The following is a 25,311-nucleotide window of genomic DNA, read 5'->3' as shown; positions in this document are numbered from 1 at the left end:
TACAAGTAGTGCCAATTTTAACAATGGGAGGGTTTATGTCTATGATCCGCGAAAATTTAGACGCTATAGAAAAATATGTTTACGCCAAGTATTTTGAAGTATTGAAAATCCCAGAGGAACCTGATACTCCAATTGGCTCGAAGAAAGTAGAAAGGATTTATGACTTACTTCAAGACGGTCTCTCAATAAAATCACTCACCACAAAAGCTAACCGCTTAAACATCCAAGAGAAAATCATACTGTCTGCTGAATTAAAACTATTTGTAGCGAACTCCGTTGGAGATTTACAAGAAACATATCGCTATGAGTCAGTTGAAGAAGGTGAACTTTATGAACGTTATCTCGATGACGTTTTAGTGTTAGCTGAATCGCTTATTGAGAAAGAAGTTCCTGAATATTCTCGAGAGCAGTACATGCAGGTCGCAGAATGAAGGATATCTTATAGGAGGAATAAAACAATGAACAATACAATTGATTTTGCAGTAAAAAGAGAACAGGTATTTACAGCTGATGGTATGTACGTCGGTAAACATGCGATCAGGCGAGCTGATGACCTTTCGTTATTAGGTGTTGTCGGTGAGAACTACCGGCTTATCGAGCACAAGAACGCTGTAGAAAGTGCTGAAAAGGTTCTGGCACAGATAGGAACGTATAAACGGGTGTCAATGGAGGTTACAAAGAACGGTGCCAGGCTATATGCCAAGTACGCGTTTTTGGATATGGCCTTCAAAGTTACAGCACGAAACGGCGAGATAGATAGCGTGGCCCCAACACTCACATTAAGTAATAGTTATGATGGCTTACTTAAATTTGGGTTTATACTCGGAGCATACCAGTTTATATGTTCAAATGGGCTCCGGATAGGTCACGATATTTTCGAGATAATTCATCGCCATACCGCTGGCCTAGAGTTAGATGGGATATTCAAGAATGCATCTACGGCCATGGATTATTTTAAGGAAAAGACATATCCACGGTATGTAGAATTAAGCGAAACACCAATGGACAGCCCTAAGGAATTCCTGGAAAACCTCGTTTTAGAAAAGCACGTACCTCTGAGACTTACTGACAGGGTTTCAGAGAGAGTTATAGGGAACGCGAATGTACGAACAAACTGGGATTTGTATTCAGAATTTACGCACTTGCTTACCCATGATGCAGATAAGATGAGTTATGAGCGTAAAGATCAGGTCGGACAAATTGTTGCCCGTGCGTTCGGGTTATAGGAGGCTGTCATGCAAAAAGATAAACAGGGCAGGTATATCTGTCCGGCATGTAATAAGCCGATGAACAGCGTTATCCAGACAATGTATGACGACATTACATGGACCTGGGATATTAAAACAAAGCAGTATGTGAAATCCCAGGGTGGAGACGCTGAAGATCCTAAGTGCGGAGAATGCTATGCAAAAATTGACCAGCAATATGCCGATGAACTCGGTTACTAAGGGAGGTTTAAGATGAAGATAGATAAAGTTGATAAGAAGAAATACTTTGAAGTCAGTCCTTGGGACTTTGAAGCATATTGTAAGGATAACAGGATAAAGTACAGGTTCTTTGATGATTACAAAGAAGCCGAAAGTTTTCATCGAGAGAATCCTGAATGGAAGGCCTGTACCTATATTGATGCGGAAAGCAAAAGTCTGGTCATCCAGGGTTGCCACTTTATAAATAGATTGGGCTACTATTTCACAGCAAAAAAAATAGAACCGGCAGAACTCTCTGCGTGGTGCACATCACACGGGATAAAAGACTATTTCACGGAGGTCCGTTAGAAACGGTACTATAGGCCCTGAAGTTGTAGAAGAACGTAAGAAGGAAACTTTAACAAGGGGAGCAATTCTGTTCTAATCAGAGTTGTTCCCCTATCTATTTTAGGAGGCCACTATGCAGATAACACTTGAAACAGTAAGAGACGTATTGAGAAAAGCCCTCGGTTGGGAATCATTTGTAGCAAGGTTTATTAGCAGGACAGTTGAAAATAGAGATTTGCCTACGGTGTGCATTAACAAGGATGGTGTATTGGAATACAATCCTGAGTTTCTTGATAAGTATGTAAACACTCAGCAAGATTTATTCTGTGTTGTATTCCATGAGCTGCTCCATCCTATGTTTAATCACTTTATCTACCGCTCAGGAAAGATTGACAACTTTGCCGCGGACAGTATAATCAACGCTGTGATAAGCAAATTGTACTCTGAGCAATCTGACGGTGGTAAATTCTTTACTAAACTCTATCCTGCTACAGGCTTGACGGGTCTATTGCGGCCAAAAAGTAGTCTTTCTGAAACAAGATTTGAAAACCTATATTCCAATCTATATTATAGATCGCCAAAACTTACTACAGGCGAGGTGATCCAGACACTCAGGATACTTGCTGATACCGTACCGTCTAATGTAACACTCATTGGATCTCATACAGGCGGTGATGGAATACCGGCAGATGTGGCTGAAAGGATAGCCAGCGAACTCAAAGAAAAACTTCTTGAAAAATTTAAGAATGCGGGATGCTACGATAACATGGTAGATTTGTTCATTGAGATTCTTAAAAGTAAGTTTACATTGAGGAAGCAGATGCTTGAAAAGTATGCCTCAAACAGCGTCAAAGCCAGGTTTAAAAGTTTTGTAGGCAACGACGCTGAAAGAGTCTCCCCTGTCTTGTTATCAGGATGCAGATTAAGGCGTGCAGCTGTGCTTCTATCCTGCGGGATTTATCCGGTAAGATATTACATCCCTAAAAGCAGTTTAAGGCCGAATAAAGGGATAATAGTTTATCTTGATGTGTCAGGCAGTGTTGAAAATGCATTACCTGACATTGTGGGAATACTTATGACTATCAAGGATAAAATAGGCAAGATCTACGCATTTTCAAATGCTGTGAAGGAAATCCCTTTTACTGACTTGGTGAAAGGCGAGGTGGAAACTACAGGCGGGACTGATTTTGATTGTATTGCGAATTCCATACTGGAACACAGGCATGAGCACGTTATAGTGATTACTGATGGTTTCGCGAGCCTGGAAGATGAACTTCTTGAAAAGCTAAAGAATTTTAAACCGCAAATACTGACAATACTATTTGACGGTAAAGACAACTGCCTTGAATTTCAACCATTCGGGGATGTTGTACAACTTGATGACATAAAGGAGGTGGTAGCCTAAGATTCAATTTCAGTTAAGTTTTAAGATGCAAAAGAGAGGAAAATAAACCTCTCTATTTTTTTGTCTACGGAGGTAGTCATGTTATTAGAAAAGTTAGGTATTTATGGTTGGCAGGAAAAAGATGAGAATTTGTTGCTATCAAGTTTGCTTACCGGGGATCCGCTTCTACTCATAGGAAGCCACGGGACCGCTAAGACACAGGTGATCTACAAACTTGCTGAATCGCTGGCAAAGAAGTTTATTGCTTATGATGCAAGCAAGGCTTTGTTTGAAGACGTTCTTGGGTATCCAAATATCCAGTTGCTTAAGAAAGGCCAGGTTGAATACATCCCGAGCACAGTCACGATCTGGGATAAAGAGTTTATACTAATAGATGAGTTAAACAGGGCGTTGCCTGAGATGCAGTCCAAGTGGCTTGAGATAATCCGGTCCAGGAAAATCATGGGAATCAGCACAAAAGTAAAATGGGTATTTTCCGCGATGAATTTTTCAAGCTATGCCGGTGCCCAGCAGTTAGATGAAGCCCTGATTGGCAGGTTTGCATTGTTTGTATATCCGCCGGAAGTTCTTAAGATGAGCGAAGAAGACAGAATAAAGGTATTAACCCATGTCAATGGAGATGATGCACTTGCAATCAGTGAATGGACTTCAGGCAAGAACTGTAAAACAGTCACTGAAAACGATACAAGGCTGACCGGTGAAGAATTAAGCAAGATTCTAAAGAAATCCGGCAAGCATTTCGTGAAACTGCGGGAACACATGAGTACATTACCAGTATTCCTGGCAAAGTTTTCAGAGCTTGTGCTTAAGGAGACAAATGGGACGCTCTCACTTGATGGCAGGCGGCTAGGATTTATCTATAGAAATATACTCGCAAATCGTGCGGTTGAACTTGCAAAAGCAGGAATCTGCGGTTCTGCATCGCCTGCCCTGCTTGATGGAGCAAAGTATGTGATAGAGAGCTCTATTCCTGTAGGATTAAACGATGCTTCAATCAAACGTGAAGAAATCCTGCACAAGTTTGAGGTCTGTTTTGACCTGTTAAGCGACTATTTCAAGGAGGATTCTGAAATATCTAGGGTCAATATGATCTATGAGTTGTTCACTACAACGGACGTAATGCGTAAGGCTGAGTTGCTTATCAAGTACGATCTCTCAGAATTAGCAAAAACCAAGGCATGGAATGACATGGTAAATTCTGAAGGAGATATTACGTTACTTGCCTATTCTGCCTTGCAGGTTGAAGCTAATAGGCCCGGTACTGTGCCAAAGGAAATGATTGAATCCTTAAGCGAACGGATTAACTTCAGCAACCTAACTTCTGGGAGTATTCCAAAGCTCAAGAATCAGCAGATAGATTTTGTTGAAGAGATAGAGAAACTGTTTAGCCAGGAGACAGACCTGGGTAAAATAGTTGCCTATGCCTGCATCCGGGATTTAGTTGAGAAAGAAACGCTTAAACCCGAAGACATAACGGCCACAAAAGCAAGAATACAGTCAGAGATAGAAACGTTTAATAAACTAATAGACTAAGGAGGGTGTTATGCTTGGCGTGTATAAATTGTCATTAAAGCCGGATAATGAAATCAGCAGTTTCAAGAGGTTGAGTTTTAAAAGCGAGCCTGTACCACTTTCAAAGGTCCTGCGAGAAGGAATTCATCCGGGATTCAATCTGGAAGATTGTAGTGACGGTTCTAAAATCAGGAGCAGGTTGCAGGAAATAACGAATGAGGATAAATATCTGCCGCCGGAATTAAAACAGATGGATTATTCTAACGAGTTTAGTCATTCTGCATATGATTATTCCGAAAAGGATAAACTAAAACTTCTGCTTGAAGATATCCGGGATAATATCTATTTTGTTGACGCGGACATTAAATTCCAGGAGCTGCTTGAAATTGCTAAAGTACAACTCAAAAAGAAGTGGGGTAGGGAAGCAGCCAAGGATATTCTTTTAAGTTGTTACAGGGAATTCAATGAGTTGCGTTCCTTTGTTAAAAGCAAAGATGAGAATGTGAAAATTACAAGCTATGAGGACCTGAGTGATATTCCGCTTGAGAAAATCCTGAAAGTTGAGGACTTTCTAGCCTTTGAAAAGGTGCTTATTTCACATGGGCTTGAAGTACATAATTTCAGGTATAGTGACTATCTTAAAGGTATTTGCACACAGGAAGGTTATTTATCACTGAAACCTAGTATATCAGAGTTTCAGTTTAGATATCCTGTAAAAGGTGAATGCATAGTCTATAATGCCCTGTTATCAGGAGATACTGTGACTTGCTATCCGGAATTAAGTGTTCACTCAGAAAGGCATAGGGTATTGGCAATAGAATTCGCAGAGAAATATGGAACGGACACCAAGTATTGCCCTTTGGTACCTTTAAGCACTATAGAGGAATTACAAAACCAAAATGTTCTTCGCGTTTATTTTGCGAATATAAATTATGAACAGGAAGACAATGCTTTGGAATCCTATGCGGGAGTTAAAAAGGAAGCGGTTAAATACTATATGATTGAGAATTTTCTCAACGAAACTGCCCCGGCCAAAAAGTTGCGGGAGATACTAAAGCAGTTCGACGAGAAAATCTCAGGGAACAAGGTCGAAATTATTGACCGGTATACAGACAATGCAACGCAGGAATATAACAAACTATTGCCTAAGCTGGATAAATATTTTGCGGGCAGGAAATATGTAAAGGTTAATTCTTCAAACGATGAGGATGGCCAGGAATTTGTAGTCCTCAAAGACAATCCGATTAAGAACCTGATACTTACCATGTACTTTATCAAGCATTTACGCGGTAACGTGATGTTTGATACTGGATATGAGAACGATGCTTATTCTGTCAGTGACCTGGCAAAGGCATTGATTAGCCGGAAGGTATCCCTGGAGGGAGTGTTTGTTGGAGTTAAGAGTTAATAAGATCACTGCAATTATTTCAGTGATAAGAGGAGGTGAAAAGCACTTATGAACAGAATAGAGTTTAATTTGATTATAGTTATCAAATTATCTATAATTATTGTGCTATGGCAGAAAAATTTAGAACCAACGTAGAAAAAGGGTTGCACCGGATTCCTTTGACTCTAAGCAAGGAAGTCGACGAATGGCTTTATCATATAAGTTCCGAGATGAAAAGCCGCGGCGGATATAAACTTCCTCGTACTTATATAATCAGATGTATAGTCCGGGCAGCGATGAAGCTCAAGCTCGACCTTAATGAAATTAAAGATGAAAAGGAACTTGAGAAACGCATAATAACTGCTATAAAGAAATATAAATAACTATCACCCTGTGGCAACTGCCACGGGGTTTTTAGATGCCTTTGATAAGCACATAACAGCATAACACAAACACGGAGGAATCATGGCCACTAAGAATAAATATAATATACAACTCAAGGAAAAAGAGTTTAAATTTATTGAAAAGTACATTAAGCAGTTCAAAAAGAAGGGTGTAAACATAACGCATGGACAGGTTATTAACTATATACTCAAAGCAGTCAGAGCCAGCAATGTTGATCTTAGCTCAGCTACAACTGAAGCTGAAATTGAAGAAGCTGTTGAGAAAGCATTTAGAAAGACCAGATAACATGAAGATTACATTACATAAAAATGAAAGTCACCAAACTCTTTTTGTTTATACTTGTAACTTACCCAATAATATTAACCGCCGAAACTCAAAATTATGTTAATAATGAGTTTATTGTGAAATTTAAGTCTACAGCAACAAGTAAAACCATAAATAAAATAATAAAAAAATACTCCCTGCAAATAATCGAACGCGTAACTACTGAAAACAACTTGTACCATTTAAAGATTATTGATAAAACAAAACGCCATGATTTATTTGACACAATAAATAAATTAAAACTAAACAAGGATGTTGAGTATGTTCAGCCAAATTATAAATATAAAATTGAACAATGATTTATGAAAAAAACATGCATCTTCTTATTTGTAGGTATTTCATTCTTAACCAGCTCACTTTCCGTTTACGCAAAACCACTAGATTCTTTAAATAATTCAAATCAGTCTCCTCAATCTTCAGAAGATCTAAAATATGTGCGGGGGGAAGTAATAGTTGTTTTTAAATCCGGTGTTGTCTCAAATCAAAAAGTCCCTCTTGCACTAAGTAAAAATGCAGTCGTGACTGAATCTTTCATAGTAACCAATAATAAAAAACAAGAAGCCTGCCTGATGAAGTTAAAAGCTGACAAATCTGTTGAAACTGCGGTTTCTGAACTACAAGACGACCCATCCGTTGATTACGTACAGCCAAATTATATTTACCATTTATGTTCAATGCCAAATGATACGGATTTCCCAAAACTTTGGGGTCTTAAGAATACCGGACAAACTGTAAACAATATTACTGGAACGCCTGGTGCAGATATTGATATGCCTGAAGCTTGGGATGCGGCTACAGGTACTAATACTATTATTGTTGCTGTTCTTGACACAGGTGTTGACATTAATCACCCTGATCTGGAAGATGGTATATGGACAAACTCAAAAGAAATAGCAGGTGACGGCACTGATAATGATGATAATGGGTATATTGATGATATAAATGGATGGAATTTTGTTGAAAATAACAATGAAACTAGAGATTATAATGAACACGGCTCTCATGTTGCAGGTATTATAGGAGCTATTAATAATAATGGAATTGGTGTAACTGGGTTTTCATCAAAAATAAAGATTATGCCGGTACGAGCTGGGAATGTGTTAGGAGAATTTAGGTCATTAGATATTTATAAAGGTGTTAGATATGCTGTTGCAAACGGAGCAAAAGTCATCAATGCAAGTTTCGGCGGCAGTGAATACGATACGCTTGTATACAATGCCATTTTATATGCTAATAATAACAATGTTCTATTTATTGCAGCAGCGGGTAATGGTGGTTCGGATATACTTGGAGATAGTAATGATGATACTCCTACATATCCAAGTAGTTATAACTTACCAAATATCATATCAGTCGCAGCAGCAGACCAGAACGACAATCTTGCAAGTTTTTCAAATTATGGAATAAATTCAGTTGATGTAGCAGCTCCGGGTGTAAATATTTATAGCACTATACCTGCATTTAGTTATGGCTCGCCTTTTGCTGTTTACAGTCAAAACTTTGATTCTACTACTGTAGGTCAAAGACCTACAGGTTGGATAAGCAATACCTCTTCTGACTGGAAAGCATCAAGTTCTTCATACACATCATCGCCAAACTGTCTTGAAGATAGCCCTGGCAGAAATTATTACGAGAATTCATCATCCTACATCTATTACAACTCAACATTCACATACCAGAACTACAATAGGTATAAAGCAAATTATAAAATTAAATATTCTTTGGAGAAAACTTATGATTACTCATATCTAGTTCTATCTCAAAACAAAAAAATCTGGTATAGGCTTATTTCTTCATCCATGACAGGCACCAGCAATGGGGCGTTTATTAATAGGTCAATAAATATTACAAATTTCATTTCTGGCTATTATTTTGGTTTTGCTCTAACTTCTGACGCCGGAACAAATGAAGACGGCGTGTATATTGACGATTTTAGTATAACAAAAGAACCAATATCACTGGGAAGCCATTCTTATGATTATTTAAATGGTACATCAATGGCAGCACCTTATGTTGCCGGTCTTGCTGCTTTCATGTTATCAACAAACCCGTCATTAGCACCTTCTGTAATAAAAAGTATTATTATTGCCAAATGTGATCAAAAAGCATCGCTTACAAACAAAGTTGTATCTAACGGCAGAATTAATGCGTACAGAGCCATTAGATCTCTAATGGTTAACAGAAGTTTGCCAACATTAACTTTTGCTGGTGTAAATAACTATGTTTCGGATTATGTTTATCCTAATAAAGGAAATAACAAAACAATATTTACTTTTAAAGTTAAATATATAGATCCCCTTAACAAACCGGCGGCAGCCGGGTATCCCAAATTAACTGTCTTAGGTAATACACCAATAGAAATGATGTATTCATCAGGTAGCTATGCTACAGGGGCTATTTATTGTGCGACAACAACTATTTCACATATCGGAGACTACAGGTCTATTTCCTATAAAATACAAGCTTATGATTATTATGGGGATTCTGTGACTTCCGTTTCAGGTACAGGGCCTTCTTACTCAAATTCTGCTGATATACAGGGATTTGTATTAGATAAAAAAGGAAACGGTGTGCCCGGGATCAGTGTAAATTTATCTGGGTATAAATTTAAAACAACAACAACGGATAGTGGAGGTAGCTACTTATTTGAAGATGTTATGCTTGATAAATCATATGTCATAACTCCTACATCAATTAATTATTCCTTTCTTCCCTCGTCTTGTACATACTCATATTATGCCGGCAATCTATCATCTCAATGTTTTGTTAGACAAATAGGAAAATCAACTTTACTCTGGGCAGATGACTTAAACTACAAAAAAAGTGCTGTATACCCCAAAGATGGTTTTGAAACAACAAATTTTGTTTTTCGTATAAAATACAGAAACGCGGTAGCAGATGAGCCTTTGGTAAATTATCCGAAACTTCATATACTTCAAGATAGCTCAGAAATACAAGGGAGCCCTTTTGTTTTAAGAAAAGAAGAATCAGATTTAACAGATTACAAGAGAGGTGTTATTTATAAAGAATACATAACTTTGTCAAAAGGATGTACCTATAATTATTTCATTGAATGTTATGATGTTTTCGGTACCTCTGCTACAGGTTCTGCCAGTAGTTTGCTAGCTGGACCTTTTGTTTCTGCTTTAACATTACCTCAATCTGGAAATGTAAGTGTTGTTGGGCCAGCAAGAAGCAAAGGGGTAATAAATCCTGACAAAGGAGATAAGGCTCAGATATATTTTAACAGTAATCTTAGAGGTAAGTTCACATGTAAAATATTTTCAGTTTCAGGGAATTTACTTTTTGAAGAAACAAAAAGTGATGTAAATAATGGGTATTTTGAATGGATACCTAAGGATATTGCAAGTGGGGTATATATTGTATGCGTTCAAGGACCAGGTGTTGACCAAAGAAAAAAAATGGTAGTTTTAAGATAATTTATGAAAAAACATTCAATCATCCTTTATTTATCTTTTACTTTCCTGGTTATTGGTATTGTCAATGCATCGGACGGTTGGCAAATATTATCAAATATTGAGTCTGCACGGCCAAGTTCAATTTGCACAAATCATATATTCCAAAGCAGTCTCACAGGGATACTTTACAATCCTGCTCAGTTATCATTTCTAAAAAACAATTCTTTAGACTTCACAGCGACAAAAGCTGAAGGAAGTGAACAAAATAGCGGTGGGTTCATATATGCAAACAGTTCTAAAACTTTGCCGTTTGCTATAAGTTATTTTAGTTTTGATTATGGAACCGCAGAGCTTAGCTGGATAGAAAACAATACAATAGTAAGCAGGAATGTGTCCGCTCAAAAAGACAGTTTTATAGGTTTTACACTTGCCAGACCATTAAGTGAATATTCTTCCTGCGGTCTTAACATTAAATACATAAATTCAAATATTGCAGAAACAGCATCCGCCTATGCTATTGCATTTGATGCAGGATTTACTGTTAAAAATGATTCATCCATGAGCTTAACAATAGCGTGTCAGAATATAGGTGTGACATCAAAATTCATTGATAAATCAGAGAATCTTCCTTCTGCCATCAACTTGGGCTTAAATTACTGGCAACCGATTGGGGAAATATATTTGACAGGGAATGCGAACTCCTCTTACTTATTCAACGAACAAAAGATGACACCTGAAATCACTGTCGAAGCAGGTAAGTGGCCAATTTCTTTCTTTTTTAATAAAAAGCTTTATGACAATGAATTAAATACTTCTTTCGGTGTGGGAATATGCCTGAATAATTATGAGATTAGTTACTCCTTTACACCTTCACAGTGGCTTGGAAATACGCAAAAAATATCATTTTATTATAAATTTGGAAATGTTATAGACGCTAGGGAAGATTTATAATTTTAAAAAACAGAATATAGACAAGGATTGAGGTGTCTATATGATAATAAAGGAGAAACATAATGGAAGTTGATGGATTATTTACCTTGTTGCTTAAGTGGTTTGTTATTGCAGATATAATTGTACTAATAACATCCTTTATCGTATTTGGAGAAACTACAGCATCATTTTTATTAATATGTGTTTTATTTATTCAAATTCCCTTTTTAGCTATTGTAGGCTTATACACGTTAATTATAAAAAGTCAAAATAAAGGAGACTAATATGTTAGAAAAAGATATTGAATTATTCGAGAAGGCAATAAATATTAATAAAATATATTGGTTGTCATATTTATGGGAGGTAAATTAATTATGGGAAATTGTTCTACGTGTAGTTCACCAGCCGATAGCTACTGTCCCGAGTGCAAAAAAGCTTTTTGTTATGAACATGAAAGAGATTTGTTGTTTTATGCCCCAAAGAAGCATTATGTTGCTATTCGCACAGATGCAGGGTTTACTGAACAACAGGAAGCTGTAAAATTGCATAATGAACATGTGACTATCCCAGAGATGAGGAAGCTTGTAGATAAACTGCGTCTTAATAAGCTGCATCCAGAAACATGGGGAAACATGAAAAAGTTTAGTAGTCAAATGTATAATTTAGGAGAAGTAACAGAAGGGTGGTATTTTTGTGAATCATGCTATAATAAAATAAAGTCATGTGATCAAGGTGAAATTGGTTTGTCTGGTGTAAAAAAGGCCGAAAATGTCTCAGGTTGTTATATTGCTTCAACTGTATACTCAGACAGTAAGGAACTATATAAAATTGAAATATTAAGGGAATTCAGAAATAATATACTCATTAAGAATCAAATAGGGAAAGTGTTGATAAAATATTATAACGTATATGGTCCGAGCATTGCAAAAATATCTAACAAGTATATTGTCATTAATAGGATATTTAAAATAATTATTAATATGATGGTTAAAATGATTAGTAGTGTAATAATTAAAACGAACTAAGATATCCCTATAGTTCAAAAGGATGATTAATGTCAGAAACAAAAGATTATTATTCAATACTGGGAATACCACGAAATGCTTCCCCTGAAGAAATAAAGAAAGCGTGGCAACTACTTGCTTTAAAATACCATCCTGATCGACATCCTAATAATGAATTAGCTTATCTTGCTGCTGAAAAATACAAAGAAATACAAGAAGCCTATGATGTTTTAATAGATGATGATAAGCGTAAAGCATATAATCCGAATCCTTCCACTTATGATAACAATAATATTGAAGAAGAATGTCGTAAGCATATAGAAACAGCTTTGCAGTATTGTTTACAGCAGATGTTTGATGAGGCACATGAAGAATTAGATATTGCTGAAAAAATGAATCCCAACAATCCATATGTGAGTGCGGCTAGAGGGATTATATATGTAAAAGCAAACGAGTATGTTGAAGCTATTCCGATTTTTGAAGAAGCACTTTCAAAAAGTGTTATTGAGGCGGTTGTTTACTATAACTATGGAATAGCTTTAATTGCAACCGGATTCTTTTCAAAAGCCATAGATATGATAAATAGAGCAATTAAAATTGATGGCGAAAAAACAGAGTATCTTGAAGCATTAGTGATTGCTAATAATAAAAATAGCCAAGAAAACAAAGCATGGGAAATTGGTAAAAGTAATTATTCATTTGAACAGGTAAAAAGGGCAAAAGAAAGTTATTCAATATGTTTTTGGATTGCAATTGTTTTGGGTGTATTATCTGGCATATTTACAGCAGGATTAGGTTTAATAGTTACAGTCCCAATAGGGTATGCTCTTGGCAGATTCTGGGGAAAATCTGCTGTTAAAAATGAATATGGTGAAGAGATGTTGAAAATATTAGAATTAAAATAAATTATTATTGATCAGAAGTTTCATTGTCTTTTTTATCTCCCGCGACTTTTTAGCTGGTTGCTACTGAAAATCGCTGGATTTTATATAGATAGAATAAAATGTTCCTAAAATAGGAGAATTTATGTCAAAAAACAAACAATTATGCGTATGTTTCTTGTCAATTATATTTCTTTTAACAGGATGTGCTCAGAATAAGCAGAAGGAAAGAATATTGAGCTTAGTAAGTAATGGAAAATATCAGGAAGCCGTCAATGAATATACAATATTACTTAGCATGCGTAAAGGAAAAGATGATAAAGAAGTTCTTAAAACAATATGTGAGGGTGTTCTAAAAAACGATAAAGGCAGAGAATATATTTTATATTTAATACGCACTAAAGGAATAGTCGCAAAGGATATTTATATAAATTATGTAAAAAATGCTTATCGTGAAGACGATACTCTTCTGATGGAAGAAATCTCAAAATTTAAGATACCCGAAATTACTTCTTGGTTTCTTAACAATTATAAAAAAGACGGTAATTGGAAAATGCTAAAGTATTTACTAATAAGTGACGATAAAAAAGGAAGAGATATTTTAGCCGAAACAATATTGCATGATTATCAACACTATTATCAAATAGTCCAGGCAAACACAAAGGAATTGCTGACTACGGATATGTCTAACAATCGGAACTTTTACGCTTTTGAAGAAAGTTTGATAAATCATATTAACGAAGCTTCTTTTAAATGTGCTTACTATGTTTATCTTGCAGGTTATATAAAGGATCAGAAATGTCAAAAAATTATTGAAAGAATATATCAAGAATCAGAATCGATCCATGAACAATTTAAAATGGTAGATAATCGTCTAAAAAAGAAGGAATTAAGTAATTTGTTTTATCGCTCTTACCCCTCTGATTCAATAGATAAGTTAAAAGATTTGAAATATGTAGCCGCATTAACATTGTTAAAGATGGAAGATAAAACAGTAGTACCAGTAGTAAAGGAAAATATAATATATATTAGTAAAAGAATCGATATTGATTATAATCCGTACATAAATATAAATAATTCAGCATCACCTTTAAGTTATTGTGAGTTATTAATGTTAACAAAAAGGGATGGTGAGGATAATCCTGAAGGGTATAAAATATTTGATGATTTATTAGAGGAATATAATAAGGAACATGACAATGTAAGTTCTTATAAAATTGTTGAGTACGCAAAAATAATGAAGCGATTTAATGTTGAGTACGGTCAAAATAAAATAAATTCAATTACTATTAATGTAGCAAAAAGTATTGTAGAAAACCCTGATAAAAGCTCGTATGAAGATGTTATGAACTTGTACTATATTTTTATGTTTAAGGATCATAAAATACAAGGCCTGACTATTGGAATGAAGGATAAATTAGTGTATGTATTTAGAAAGAATATGTTCAGTCAAGATTATATAAGTATAGATAAGTGGTTGTTTTTGTCATTGCTGTTATCTGAGTAAATTTATTAAATAGGTGTTAGTATACTTTGTCTTTGTTGAAGCGTTAAGGGGCCGGTAGGCCCTGATTGTCAATTTTAGTATTTACACATCATTTTATCTTCATTCGAATAATCCCCTCTGATCGGCTTAATCGTGCGTAAGCATGGTTAGGCCTTTTTTTTATTTCTAAAATAGCCTGCTGATGAACTATTTTTCTGAAATCTTTGTATATAATCTAATATGGGCAAGTATGTGGTTTTGCCCTAAAATAAGGCCTCAAAATAAAAGCTAAAAATAAATGAATATTCTGCAAGGATATTTGTATAAAATAATTATGTAGGGCAATTATGTACTTTTGACCCTAAAATAAATTTCAAACTATTTTTAAAATAACCAGTTCAAAACGTTAAAAAATATAATATTTCTGTATATAATTCAATATGGGGCAATAAAATGCTCCTAAAGATTAAAATAAAGATGAACGGAGGATCGATATGGATATTTATTACCAGCCAGCAGTAACCCCATCTGAAGTACCCGCTTTAAGCTTATCAGTAGTACCAGCATTTAGCATCAAACTCCAAGAAAGGAAGTTGACGCCTTTACGTGCGATCAGGCTTTATTGTTTATGGTGCCATAAAGGCAGCTCGGCAGGAGTTAAGGAATGTTTAGATACTGCTTGTCCTTTGTGGCACTATAGATCAGGTAGGAGACCCCAAAGTGGGACTACCGACCTTACACCAATTCAGGCAATACGTGCCCGGTGCCTTAATTGTTCAGGCTCTGAAAGAAAAGAGGTCAAAAACTGCCTTTGTGATGACTGTTCTTTGTTTTGCCATAGGAAACCACTAGCCAGAACAGATAACTCGCCGGTTGGCCTTATATAGGCCTGCTTTTTAACGTAGGAATCGATTCTGTAGGGTATATCTTAAGTAACAAGGAGGCCTGTGATGGATGTCTATAGAACTAATGACTTATATGAGTCAAGCTTGCTATACGCTTTAGGCTACAAGCTGGTGAATACTGAGAGGACAAACGGAAGGATAAGTTTTGAATTTGGGGATAAGCTCGAATGCGAAGCTACTCTAAAAAAGTACTATTCAAATGATTTGAAAGTGAAGGCACACAGTTTTGCTGAATCTATAAGGAGTATAAAAAGCATGTTATTCAGAATTTAAATTTAAATGAGGAGGAAAAAAAGATGAAGCTGATAAATGAAGAAGAAAAATTACGGCATAAGTTTTATGAAGATGTTCACGCTCCAGGGTTGCTAAACGGCGAGTACGTTGAGTTAAGGGAAATATTTTTGAATGGTCCAATACTGCAACGATACTTCAGGGATATCGAAAGCTTCAGGATAGAGAGCTTAAGGAGAACAGATAATAAAAGCAATCTCTATTTCGGAGTTGCCCCAAGACATCTTAATGATTTTGGCGGGAAGGAATCTGTTTATTATTTAAAAACGCTTTGGTGTGACCTTGACTACGGCAAGAAAGGACATACAAAACCCAATAACTATGCTACAAGAAAAGACGCTCTCCGTGCGATATTGAAGTTTCCACTAAGACCGACGTATATCATAGACTCAGGACATGGGTTTCATCTGTACTGGGTTTTTAATGAATTTCTCTCTGTGAAAGATATTAAGGAAGATTTTGAGAATACCTTAATGGGTATTAGTATTTCCCTGGATAGCGACACCAGTGCTTGTCAAATAGCCCAAATTTTACGTATACCAGGGACTTTCTGTAGAAAAAAAGAGTGCCCTGAGAAAGAAGTAAGAATACTGAATCAAAACAAGCGAACGTATTACGAGTATTCAGATTTCAAGGAATATACTGTAATCGGCGGCAAGATAAACCCACATAAAGAACCTGATATTCCGATTGATCCTACCCTGTCAAATCAGGGATTGAAGATAGATCCTGCTTATCTGGCATCTCTTGGGATAAAGTTTTCTAGTAAGCCCAGTAAAGATGGCTGGTATAGGCTGTGCTGTCCGTTACCAAGCCATAAAAGCGGAGAAGACACTACTACCAGTGCTGGTATTAATCTTAAGAAAGGGTTGTTTCATTGTTTTACTGAAGATAATTTAACAATATCTATTGATGAACTTATTTATCGTATGGGCGGATCCTTAGATCGCGGCAAAAACAATGACTACAGCGATATAGTACCTTCTGGAGTAGTTACCGCATTGATGCAGGGTGATCCGGCATTACTTGGATATGAAACATATATCCCTGAAGAACCTATAGGCATAGATTGCGATATCGTAGATAGCCTTGTAATGGATTTAAGACATACAATTCAAGCACAGCCTGGTCTGGATGCCTCAACGACAGAAGGCCTAGTAGAAAACGGCGGGGACATACTTAAAACTTTAGTGCGTCCTAATAAGGATATCGTTACTGTTGCTATGGATCCAGGAACCTATAAATCATTTTTAAAGCGTAAATATATCGCTGAAAAAGCGAAGAGAGACAAGTATTTTGGATGTATATTCGTTGGCGAATATGCTGATGATGTTACGCGTGATGTTGACGAGATAAACAGACTTATCGGCAGAGAAGATGCCTACGCCGTTCTGGGTTATGATGAAGACAGATGTATCGCAAAATGCTTTTCACAATGCCAAAACGAACATAAATGTGAAGGTTGTTCAAAACGGCAGGGATATAAGGAGTATAGCTGTGAACTTTGCCATACATGTAAAGCGGCTATGTGCCATGTTAAACAAAACTATAGACAGGCACAAAGTCACAGGATTATAGGTATAACCACTGAACGCTTGGCACGGTTTGGAATATCATCAGGGTTGTGTGCTTTTCACGATGATGCAGGCAGGAAGTATTCACGTGCGGATTTAATAATTGACGAGGCTCCTCACCTAATGCTGATAAAAGAGCTCACCGTTCCTGAAATTGTTACCTTCAGAGATGCATGTATCAAGCAAAATCTGCGTTTCAATAAAATAGATAAATTAAAAAATATTATCAAGAAAATATATGAAGATAAGAATAAAGGATTTCTTCCCCCCGTATGCAGTGGGTATAAGGTTACGGAACATTTTAAAAAACGGTTTATTAAGAAGCTCCCGGATATGTATGGCATCCTTGAGAAAATAGAGTCGCTGATATCTCACGGCGGCATGATAGACAGTAACGGCAACAGAGTATTCGTAGGCAAGCACTTAGAGCTTGAGGATTTGCCGTTTAGGACTACTATTTTAGACGGTTCCGCGTTAATAGATCCCAGATACCGGTTAATAAAGAGTAAGTACCTAAAGATGTCCTGGCGGCCTTCTTATGAGAACGTAACGGCGGTTGTATGCGACAGTAGGAATCTAAGCAGGACAGCACTTGAAGAAGAAAAGACCCTTTATGAGACTCTTCCGAATATAGCAGAACTGATCCAGGCCGGGGAAGACAAAACCTATCTTGTTACTTTGAAGATAAAAAAGAATGAAGAAAAAATTAGAGAATATTTAAACAGTAAGGGCCTGAAGGATAAATACATTATCAAGCATTATGGAAAGACACGCGGATCAAACGAGATGCGTGATTGCAAGTCAATAATACTTTACGGGAACTTCAGGAAACCAAGCGGGTACTATTCGGCACTGTCTATGGGTATCAATCCTGATATTAATGATTTCGCTGTAGCTCTTAAAGATAAGACAGTTCGGTTTAAAGATAATGATGTAGAGTCAGTAAGAATTATGGACTTCATCCAGAACTTCTACCAAGAGGTCTGCCGGATCGGGATAAGGAATCATACAAAGGAACGTTTTAACATATATGTATTCTCAAGGGATGCAGAGGTTGTCAGGCTGATGAAGGCAGTGTTACCCGGGATAAAGGTTGAGTACGCTAACACCCTGGACAAACGGATTCCATCGTTATTGTCTATCTTGAGGGCTTTCGTTGGCTCAGGAAAGGGGTCTATCAGCAAAGCCGAGATATTGGATCAGCTTGGAGTAACAAAGCGACAAATCTTGATAAACCTACTAAAAAACCGGCTAGTTATAGATTATATGGAACAGAACAGGCTTATAGCTGAGAACCATGGGATATCACTAGGTAACGGTGCGGTATCGGATGCCGCTGTTGCTTAAGCGGTGCCGCACCCAAAAACGGGCAATAGAATCATCAGAATACGGTATTTGAGTATGTATAGCCCGCCAAAGGTGACCAAGCCCTATAAGTCTTTATTATATAGAAGACGGTCACCTTTAAAAACGCATTGAGATTACTCACTAAAAACACACTCAAGTACACTATTCCGATGATTAGTAGTGTTCTATCCCGCCGCAAGGCGGGTGAAGAGGTTCGAAGTATATCATAAAGATAACCATTTAACAGGGTTTTTAGGTGGTCTGAGGTCCATAAGGGCCCGAATACAATAGGTAGAAGAGTAATCTGCGTAAAGGGGAGCATAGCTGGTACTTTGGGATTCTGTTGGCCACATAAACATTGCGGCACAAAAGTAAAAATCAAATGTTGTCCAAAAGTTGTCCTGTTGCATCAGGAAACAAAAGGAAATAGGAAGCATTGGATAGCAATTAATATTTTAGGTTATTTTATTAATTATCGTCATAAGGAAGAGAGAGGTGGAGGGCAATTTATAGATTTTCGTTCACAAGTTCAAAACAGGATTTTAATATAATATATGCCTTGAGAGGGCGATGTCCTGGACCACTAGACGATGGCGGCAGCTTATATATTCTTATTGATATTACAATATGATTTATGCTCTACTATTTTATATTATATTTTGGTAAATTCTAAATGTTTGACGGTTTATTGACTGCTTTTAAAGATTATATCATATTCCAGTAATCGCCGCAAAGAGGCGATGTTCATTTCTGTCTTAAATAATTTGCGATAGCAAATATTGCTCAGATTATAGGTATCAATCCTAACCCTATTTTCAAGCAAATCATTTGTATACATCTTTTTTGTGTTTTTCTATCTGCAATCATTTTATCAATCTCTGCATCTGAAATCCCAAGTTCATCTTTGTCCCATATTTTAAGCTCGCCACATGTTTTTAGGGGTTCTTTTTCTATCCCACGAAAATAACAATAAATATTTACTTTATTTTGATATTGTTTACAATATAAACAATCAAGGCATGTGGTTTCTTTGGGGTTTTTCAATGTCTTGGCTCACAATAAAATAACATATATAAAGTATCATATATTTCAATCGTCTGCTTAAATTTACTTTTCTCTTCGTAGAGGGAGTTTGCATATTTGATTATGCAGGATTTATCAAATATTTCCACGCAGATTTGACTTCTATGTTTGATGTTAAAGAGAAGTCCTCTTTGCCCATGTAAATTACTATGCCCTTTTCAATCTTGAGGTGCTGCATACAGCGTTGAAACCCTGACAAATCGCTGATACCCACGGAAGATGATGTTTTAATCTCAAAGGCGGTAAGCTTGCTGCCGGTTTTTACTAAAAGGTCAATCTCGTCTCCCTGGGCAGTGCGGTAAAAATAATATTCATTACGGGCATTGGGCACTGCATCGAGATTCTGTATTATGTTTTCTATTATAAGGCCCTCAAAACTGAAACCACGGTAAGGGGAAGTCCGTAGCATTTCCAATGAATCTATGCCAAGAAGATAATGCAGTATGCCTGCATCCCGAAAATATATTTTGGGGTGCTTCATGAGCCTTTTGCCGACATTCGCAAAATATGGCATCAATCTGCGGACAATAAAATATTTATTAAGTATATCAATATAATTATTAATGGTATGGTAGCTCGTGCCGAAAGCGGACGAAATCTGGGATGCATTCCATAACTTGCCGTGAGTATGGGCGATCATTGTCAAAAGCTGAATTTGCTTTTGCGCCGTTATGTCTATCTGGTTATACCGGAATACGTCCCTTTCCGTAAATGTTTTGATATAACTTTCCAGCCATATAATATGGTCTTCTGTTTTCCATTTAATGGGCTCGGGGTATCCGCCTTTAAGCCAGAAACTCTCTAAATTTAGTTTCAGCTTTTTGCTTATTTCAGAAAATAAGAAAGTAGGTATCTCCACAAATCCAATTCTTCCAGAAAGCGATTCGGATATGTTTTTCATTAGCAGTGGGTTTATTGAACCCAAAAGAACTATACGCCCCTTCTTTTTGCGGTTTGTGTCTACAAAACTGCGTAGAAAAGGAAATAATACAGGCATGTTTTGAGCTTCGTCAATTATGCACTGATTGCCATACTCATTGAAAAAATACTCCATATCGGATTCAATTCTTCGAAAATCGGAAGGTTTTTCCAGATCAAAGTATTTCCATGAAAACAGCTCCTTTTTTATAAAAGTCGTTTTGCCGGCTTGCCTCGGCCCGATAACAGAAACAATAGGAAATAGCTTCAGGTAATGATTTAGTTTTTGGGAAAATAATCTTTTAATCATGTATGCATTGTAGCAATTGTATTTCTATTTTGCAAGGTATTTGCAAACCGGGAGGCTATTGGAGAGAACTGGCGAACATCGCACTATCCAATTATATCTTCCAACTCCATTTCACAATATTCTATATGCAAGTATGGTTGCATATAGAATATTGCTTTCAAAAAACAGATTCAATAAGTTTGACAGCTGTTTGACGGGTAATAGCCAAAAACAGCCCGAAATGACCCGAAACAGTCCGAAACGTTCCGACGATAAAGCCACTACAGCTGGGGCGATTTTAGATTTGAGAGGGCGATGTCCTGGACCAATAGACGATGGCGGGAGCTTTTATATTACAGCATTAAACTAATGTTTTATTCTCAAGCTCGCAGGTTTCGGTTGTTTTTCCAGGTGCTTTCAGGTCGCCGAGCTCAGAACCAATAAGCTTATCTTCAAATTTTTCAAGACGCTTTGAGCTTTCGTCAAATTTTGTTTTTATGTTTGTTATATGCTTGCCTAAAATATCGAACTCACATTTAAAACGTTCAAAATCGCCTTTTAAACGGGCAAGGTGCTGGATTATCTCGCCAGCGGTCTTTTCAACCTTCATTCCTTTAAGCCCAAGCACTATAGCCTGCAGGTAAGCGTAAAAAGAGTTCGGGGATACAGGGATGACCCGCCTTGAAACCGCGTACTCCGAGATACTTGAGTTATCTTCATCTTTTATTATCGTTTCGTAGTAAACATTCTCCGCAGGTATGTACATGAGAGCGAAATCGAACGTGCCTTCATCCGGCACTATATATTTGGCAGCTATCGCATCAATATGCTTTTTAACGTCAGATACGAACTTTCTTCTTACGGCTTTTTTCTCTTCTTCGCCCTGTGTCTCCACGTACTTCTTAAAGTTTTCAAGGGGGAACTTCGAATCCACAGGTACAAGCCCACCGCTAAGCTGCACTACCGCGTCCACAGCCTCGCCACTTTTAAACTTATGCTGGGTTGTAAAATTTTCTTTCGGAAGCATCTGACCAAGAAGGTCACCCAGAAAAAGCTCACCGAGGTTACCCCTGAGTTTTGGTGACTGGAGTATCTCCTGAAGGCTTGATATATCCTTTCCTACTTCAAAGACCCTCTCTGTAGCAACGGAAAGAGAGCCTAACTCTTTTTCTACCTTTGATATGATGTTTGTCGTGTTATCGAGCCTTTCTCCCATGTTTTTCTGGGATGTAGAAAGCTGGTTTGTAACTTTGTCAAGCTGATTATTCACCTGGCTCATTATTCCAAAAAGCTGTTTGTTTACTACATCCGTGTTGTTTTTAAGGCTTTCCGAGACTTGAAGTCTCAAATTCTCAAGCTGCTGCTGCAGTAAAAGAAATGACTGGTCAGAAGTTTTTGATTTTCTTAAGGCTAATATAATTATTACCGCAGCAAGAAGTATGATTACAAGAACAAATATATTCATTGGTTATATTTTATACGATATTTAATTATATTTCAAGGGAACTTCTTAAGGTTGATCTGTATGTGGGATAAATAAGGCTGCCAGGTATTCATCCATATATTTTGGCTCACTGCTTAAATCTAGATAAGTGATTGCTTTCTGTATATCATAAGTTTCGCTTCTTGCTTCTTGAGATAACAAATATTTAACCGCCCCTGTAAGCGACGAGTTCCCGATAAATTTAATTTTCTTCCTGTCCATGGGAGGGAACAATCCTATGTATAACGCATCTTCTATATTTAATGCATTCCCGATGCCTCCGGCTATGTAAAAATTATTGATATTTGAAAATGGAATATCCAGCTTTTTCATTATAAGGCTCATTCCTGAGTATATCGCCGCTTTAGCTCTTAGAATATTGTCAATATCCGTTTCGTCGATGTAAATAACCTCATTATTAAACGAGTCATCTGCCTTAAACAGTATAAAAGATTTTCTGCCGTTGATTTTATCGGTAACTTTATCTGTAAACTTGCCCCGTTTATCAATATAATTCTGTTCTCTTAAATGTTTTAATAAACTGATAACTCCTGTCCCGCATATGCCGCCGGGCTTTGATTCCCCTGCTACAGAGTATTCAAACTTGCCGTTATTATAAGTTGCACTTGTTACTGCGCCGGCTTTGTACCTCATGCCGCAGTTAAGTCCCATGCCTTCAAATGCCGGGCCGGCTGAACAGGCGCACCCGGCCATCCACTCATTGTTTCCGATTATAATTTCGCCGTTTGTCCCTATGTCAAGCAAGATGTTAATCCCTGTTTTTTTATGCAGCCCGCTCGCAATTACACCTGAGACTATATCCCCTCCAAGATAATTAGCTACCCAGGGTATTATAAATATCTTACCATCTTTTAAAATATTAACCTCAGGATATTTATCCGGTGCCGGCAAATAAAGCTTTTCCCTTATATCTTTTGTCGGAAGCCCCATTGCCAGATGAATCATTGTTGTATTTCCGGCTATGACTGCGGCTTTTACATCTTCAAGCCTGAAATTGTTTTTCAGGCATAAATCATTGATCGCCATTCTTATTTCATCAATTACATTTTTTTGAAGCAATTGCGCATTATCGCCTTTTTGGGCAAAAACAATGCGGTGGATAATATCAGCCCCATAAATTATCTGCGGATTATAGAAAGTAATAGAATCAACTATTTTGCCCTTGTTTAATTCTAAAAGCTCTATACATATTGTAGTTGTGCCAAGGTCTATGGCAGCACCCAGGTTGTTCGGCCCATCGGTTTTAACCGCAGGTTCAATACAATGCCCTTTAAAATATTTGGCGATTTGCGTTTTTTCATTTTTCAATTCAAGGTTAGCATATTCCGGCACCCTTACAATCATATCATTCTCAACGCTTACCCTACATGCCAGGCAGGCCTGCCCGCCGGTGAGGCGGGGTTTTTCATCAATAAAAACCGTGCATTTTTTACACGTTCCGTTGCCGCCGCACGGAGCATCAATAAAGAGCCCGCTTTGTTGTATTATGCTTAATAAATTGGAATTTTCTTTTACAAGGATGGTTTTGTTAAAATTACCTGAGATGAGCGTAAGCTTTTTCATTTACTGCTTCCACGTTTCTTTAAGGTACTGCGGAATGTCTACTGCTTCCTGCGGGCCTACCTTAACTTCCCAGCCTGCAAGCTTCTCTTCCAGGTCGCCTTGCAGGATCGCCACATAACCCGGGATTATAATTTTTCTGTGCTTGATTTCATTTTCTATCTTTGAGTCCCTGACCGAGCGGGCGATAAGTTCCGGAGAGAATTTATTAGCAGACCAGGCTGTAAGCACTGACATCCCTTCTGAATCAGCGATTAGCAGCCAGGCGCTGTAAGGCGAATTGCCGACCTCACCTGAAACTATAAAATAGGTTAAGGAGAAATTTGTAGTAACCATTAACGGCGAATCAGCCGCGGGTTCACCGACTTTATAAATACCCGGCTGTATTTGCAGAGGTTTCTGCGGATCGGTATAAATATTCTGCCTCAAGGTAAGAAGGGGAAAAAGCGAAGCGCCGTTGTAATCTTTTAATATTATAATTGATGAATATTTACAGATACCGGTCACACAATCAAACAGCCTGTCGCTGCTTTCGGATAAAATGGGGTATCCTGCGGGCTTAAAATTCCTTTTTAATGCCAGGCGCCTTAAAGTAACATTATTTTTAAGCAAATCCGCAACAGAATTTGAATTCTGTTTCAATATAATGTTTTTTATGCTGCTGCCTTCCGCTTTTAGAACAAGGTCAAATAATTCTTCCGGGTTTTCCGCCTCAACAACAACTTTAATATCCTTCCCTGAAGCAATATTTACATATCCGTCAAAATCCGCAAGCCTGCAACTGTTAAGTATTAAATTTGCGTGAGTGCCCCCTGTATTTAATACCTGCTCCAATATGGCAGGATTAATCCCTGATAATATAATCACCCTGTCTAAGCCTGTCAGCGCTTTATATCTATTTATGTAATTTTCAATATTATTTGAAGTGTTTAGAAGCGATATGCCTTCACAAAAAAGGTCTTCGCCAACCCTGTTAAACGTATAAGACATTATTTCTTTGAGTTTCTTGTCAAACTCATCGTTTGATAACCCGTCACTTATCTCCAAAGCGATTACTGGCTTATTAATAAACCTTTTTTCATGCCTGTACATTACAGTCTCAGCGCCGATATCTATTGATTTTCCGGATAATCTAAAACTAAGCTTTTTAATAGGCGGCGTCTGGGAAGCTCCTAAGACTCCCATTGCTTCTTCTGAAATGTACGGACATGACTTTGGTTCAGCGGCCTTTGCTGCAAGTTTCATTGCAAAAGCCAGGCATGTGGGTACGCCGCATTCGTTGCAGTTTTTGTTCGGCAATAATTTAAATATCTGAAGCCCTGTTAATGCCATT

The 25,311-nt window shown here is 37.2% G+C and carries 22 protein-coding genes and 1 pseudogene; 18 read left to right on the top strand and 5 right to left on the bottom strand.

Features of this window, described 5'->3' with window-relative positions; translation table 11 throughout:
- Positions 1 to 35 precede the first annotated feature (35 nt).
- From LHV68_05140 to LHV68_05055, 18 genes and pseudogenes are all read left to right on the top strand, one after another.
- Positions 36 to 431 carry a hypothetical protein gene (locus tag LHV68_05140; protein ID MCB4791254.1) on the top strand — a complete coding sequence of 132 codons (396 nt, stop codon included), beginning with the start codon at positions 36 to 38 and terminating at the stop codon, positions 429 to 431.
- Positions 432 to 458: 27 nt separating this feature from the next.
- A complete protein-coding gene (locus LHV68_05135) occupies positions 459 to 1,226 on the top strand; it encodes a DUF945 domain-containing protein (protein ID MCB4791253.1) in 768 nt (255 codons plus the stop codon).
- 9 nt (positions 1,227 to 1,235) lie between these two features.
- On the top strand, positions 1,236 to 1,448 hold the full coding sequence (locus LHV68_05130; GenBank protein MCB4791252.1) for a hypothetical protein: 213 nt from the start codon (positions 1,236 to 1,238) through the stop codon (positions 1,446 to 1,448).
- 12 nt (positions 1,449 to 1,460) lie between these two features.
- Entirely contained in the window at positions 1,461 to 1,775 is a 315-nt protein-coding gene (locus tag LHV68_05125) for a hypothetical protein (GenBank protein MCB4791251.1), read from the top strand.
- Between the two features lie 112 nt (positions 1,776 to 1,887).
- A complete protein-coding gene (locus LHV68_05120) occupies positions 1,888 to 3,159 on the top strand; it encodes a hypothetical protein (GenBank protein MCB4791250.1) in 1,272 nt (423 codons plus the stop codon).
- Positions 3,160 to 3,237: 78 nt separating this feature from the next.
- Entirely contained in the window at positions 3,238 to 4,692 is a 1,455-nt protein-coding gene (locus tag LHV68_05115) for a MoxR family ATPase (protein ID MCB4791249.1), read from the top strand.
- Positions 4,693 to 4,702: 10 nt separating this feature from the next.
- Positions 4,703 to 6,079 (top strand): hypothetical protein, encoded by a 1,377-nt coding sequence (locus LHV68_05110; GenBank protein MCB4791248.1) that lies wholly within the window; start codon positions 4,703 to 4,705, stop codon positions 6,077 to 6,079.
- Between the two features lie 107 nt (positions 6,080 to 6,186).
- A complete protein-coding gene (locus LHV68_05105) occupies positions 6,187 to 6,441 on the top strand; it encodes a hypothetical protein (protein ID MCB4791247.1) in 255 nt (84 codons plus the stop codon).
- Positions 6,442 to 6,523: 82 nt separating this feature from the next.
- Positions 6,524 to 6,748 (top strand): hypothetical protein, encoded by a 225-nt coding sequence (locus tag LHV68_05100; protein MCB4791246.1) that lies wholly within the window; start codon positions 6,524 to 6,526, stop codon positions 6,746 to 6,748.
- Between the two features lie 116 nt (positions 6,749 to 6,864).
- Positions 6,865 to 7,086 carry a hypothetical protein gene (locus LHV68_05095; GenBank protein MCB4791245.1) on the top strand — a complete coding sequence of 74 codons (222 nt, stop codon included), beginning with the start codon at positions 6,865 to 6,867 and terminating at the stop codon, positions 7,084 to 7,086.
- Positions 7,087 to 7,089: 3 nt separating this feature from the next.
- Positions 7,090 to 10,227, top strand: a complete 3,138-nt coding sequence (locus tag LHV68_05090) for a S8 family serine peptidase (protein ID MCB4791244.1) — start codon at positions 7,090 to 7,092, stop codon at positions 10,225 to 10,227.
- A gap of 3 nt (positions 10,228 to 10,230) precedes the next feature.
- Positions 10,231 to 11,157 carry a hypothetical protein gene (locus tag LHV68_05085; protein MCB4791243.1) on the top strand — a complete coding sequence of 309 codons (927 nt, stop codon included), beginning with the start codon at positions 10,231 to 10,233 and terminating at the stop codon, positions 11,155 to 11,157.
- A 62-nt stretch (positions 11,158 to 11,219) separates the two neighbouring features.
- Positions 11,220 to 11,420 carry a hypothetical protein gene (locus tag LHV68_05080; GenBank protein MCB4791242.1) on the top strand — a complete coding sequence of 67 codons (201 nt, stop codon included), beginning with the start codon at positions 11,220 to 11,222 and terminating at the stop codon, positions 11,418 to 11,420.
- A gap of 72 nt (positions 11,421 to 11,492) precedes the next feature.
- On the top strand, positions 11,493 to 12,161 hold the full coding sequence (locus LHV68_05075; GenBank protein MCB4791241.1) for a hypothetical protein: 669 nt from the start codon (positions 11,493 to 11,495) through the stop codon (positions 12,159 to 12,161).
- A gap of 29 nt (positions 12,162 to 12,190) precedes the next feature.
- Positions 12,191 to 12,403, top strand: a pseudogene (locus LHV68_05070) (DnaJ domain-containing protein).
- Between the two features lie 763 nt (positions 12,404 to 13,166).
- Entirely contained in the window at positions 13,167 to 14,528 is a 1,362-nt protein-coding gene (locus LHV68_05065; protein ID MCB4791240.1) for a hypothetical protein, read from the top strand.
- Positions 14,529 to 15,457: 929 nt separating this feature from the next.
- On the top strand, positions 15,458 to 15,685 hold the full coding sequence (locus LHV68_05060; protein ID MCB4791239.1) for a DUF5659 domain-containing protein: 228 nt from the start codon (positions 15,458 to 15,460) through the stop codon (positions 15,683 to 15,685).
- 23 nt (positions 15,686 to 15,708) lie between these two features.
- Complete coding sequence (locus LHV68_05055; GenBank protein ID MCB4791238.1) at positions 15,709 to 18,624, top strand: hypothetical protein; 2,916 nt, start codon at positions 15,709 to 15,711, stop codon at positions 18,622 to 18,624.
- 783 nt (positions 18,625 to 19,407) lie between these two features.
- On the opposite strand, the gene LHV68_05050 is transcribed toward LHV68_05055, so the two are convergent.
- From LHV68_05050 to LHV68_05030, 5 genes are all read right to left on the bottom strand, one after another.
- Positions 19,408 to 19,668: a hypothetical protein gene (locus tag LHV68_05050; GenBank protein MCB4791237.1), complete on the bottom strand. Its 261-nt coding sequence runs from the start codon at positions 19,666 to 19,668 to the stop codon at positions 19,408 to 19,410.
- 100 nt (positions 19,669 to 19,768) lie between these two features.
- Positions 19,769 to 20,935, bottom strand: coding sequence for an ATP-binding protein (locus LHV68_05045; protein ID MCB4791236.1), 1,167 nt, complete (start codon positions 20,933 to 20,935; stop codon positions 19,769 to 19,771).
- Positions 20,936 to 21,275: 340 nt separating this feature from the next.
- Positions 21,276 to 22,379 carry a DNA recombination protein RmuC gene (locus tag LHV68_05040; GenBank protein MCB4791235.1) on the bottom strand — a complete coding sequence of 368 codons (1,104 nt, stop codon included), beginning with the start codon at positions 22,377 to 22,379 and terminating at the stop codon, positions 21,276 to 21,278.
- Positions 22,380 to 22,424: 45 nt separating this feature from the next.
- Positions 22,425 to 23,981, bottom strand: a complete 1,557-nt coding sequence (locus LHV68_05035) for an ASKHA domain-containing protein (GenBank protein ID MCB4791234.1) — start codon at positions 23,979 to 23,981, stop codon at positions 22,425 to 22,427.
- The gene (locus tag LHV68_05030) at positions 23,982 to 25,310 is read right to left on the bottom strand and encodes an acetyl-CoA decarbonylase/synthase complex subunit gamma (GenBank protein ID MCB4791233.1); all 1,329 of its coding nucleotides are present in this window, start codon (positions 25,308 to 25,310) and stop codon (positions 23,982 to 23,984) included.
- Between the last annotated feature and the right edge of the window lies 1 nt (position 25,311).

Origin of the sequence: Candidatus Liberimonas magnetica, assembly GCA_020523885.1 — a bacterium.
GTDB lineage: Bacteria > Elusimicrobiota > Endomicrobiia > Endomicrobiales > JAFGIL01 > Liberimonas > Liberimonas magnetica.
This window is presented reverse-complemented; position numbering and strand designations above follow the sequence as displayed.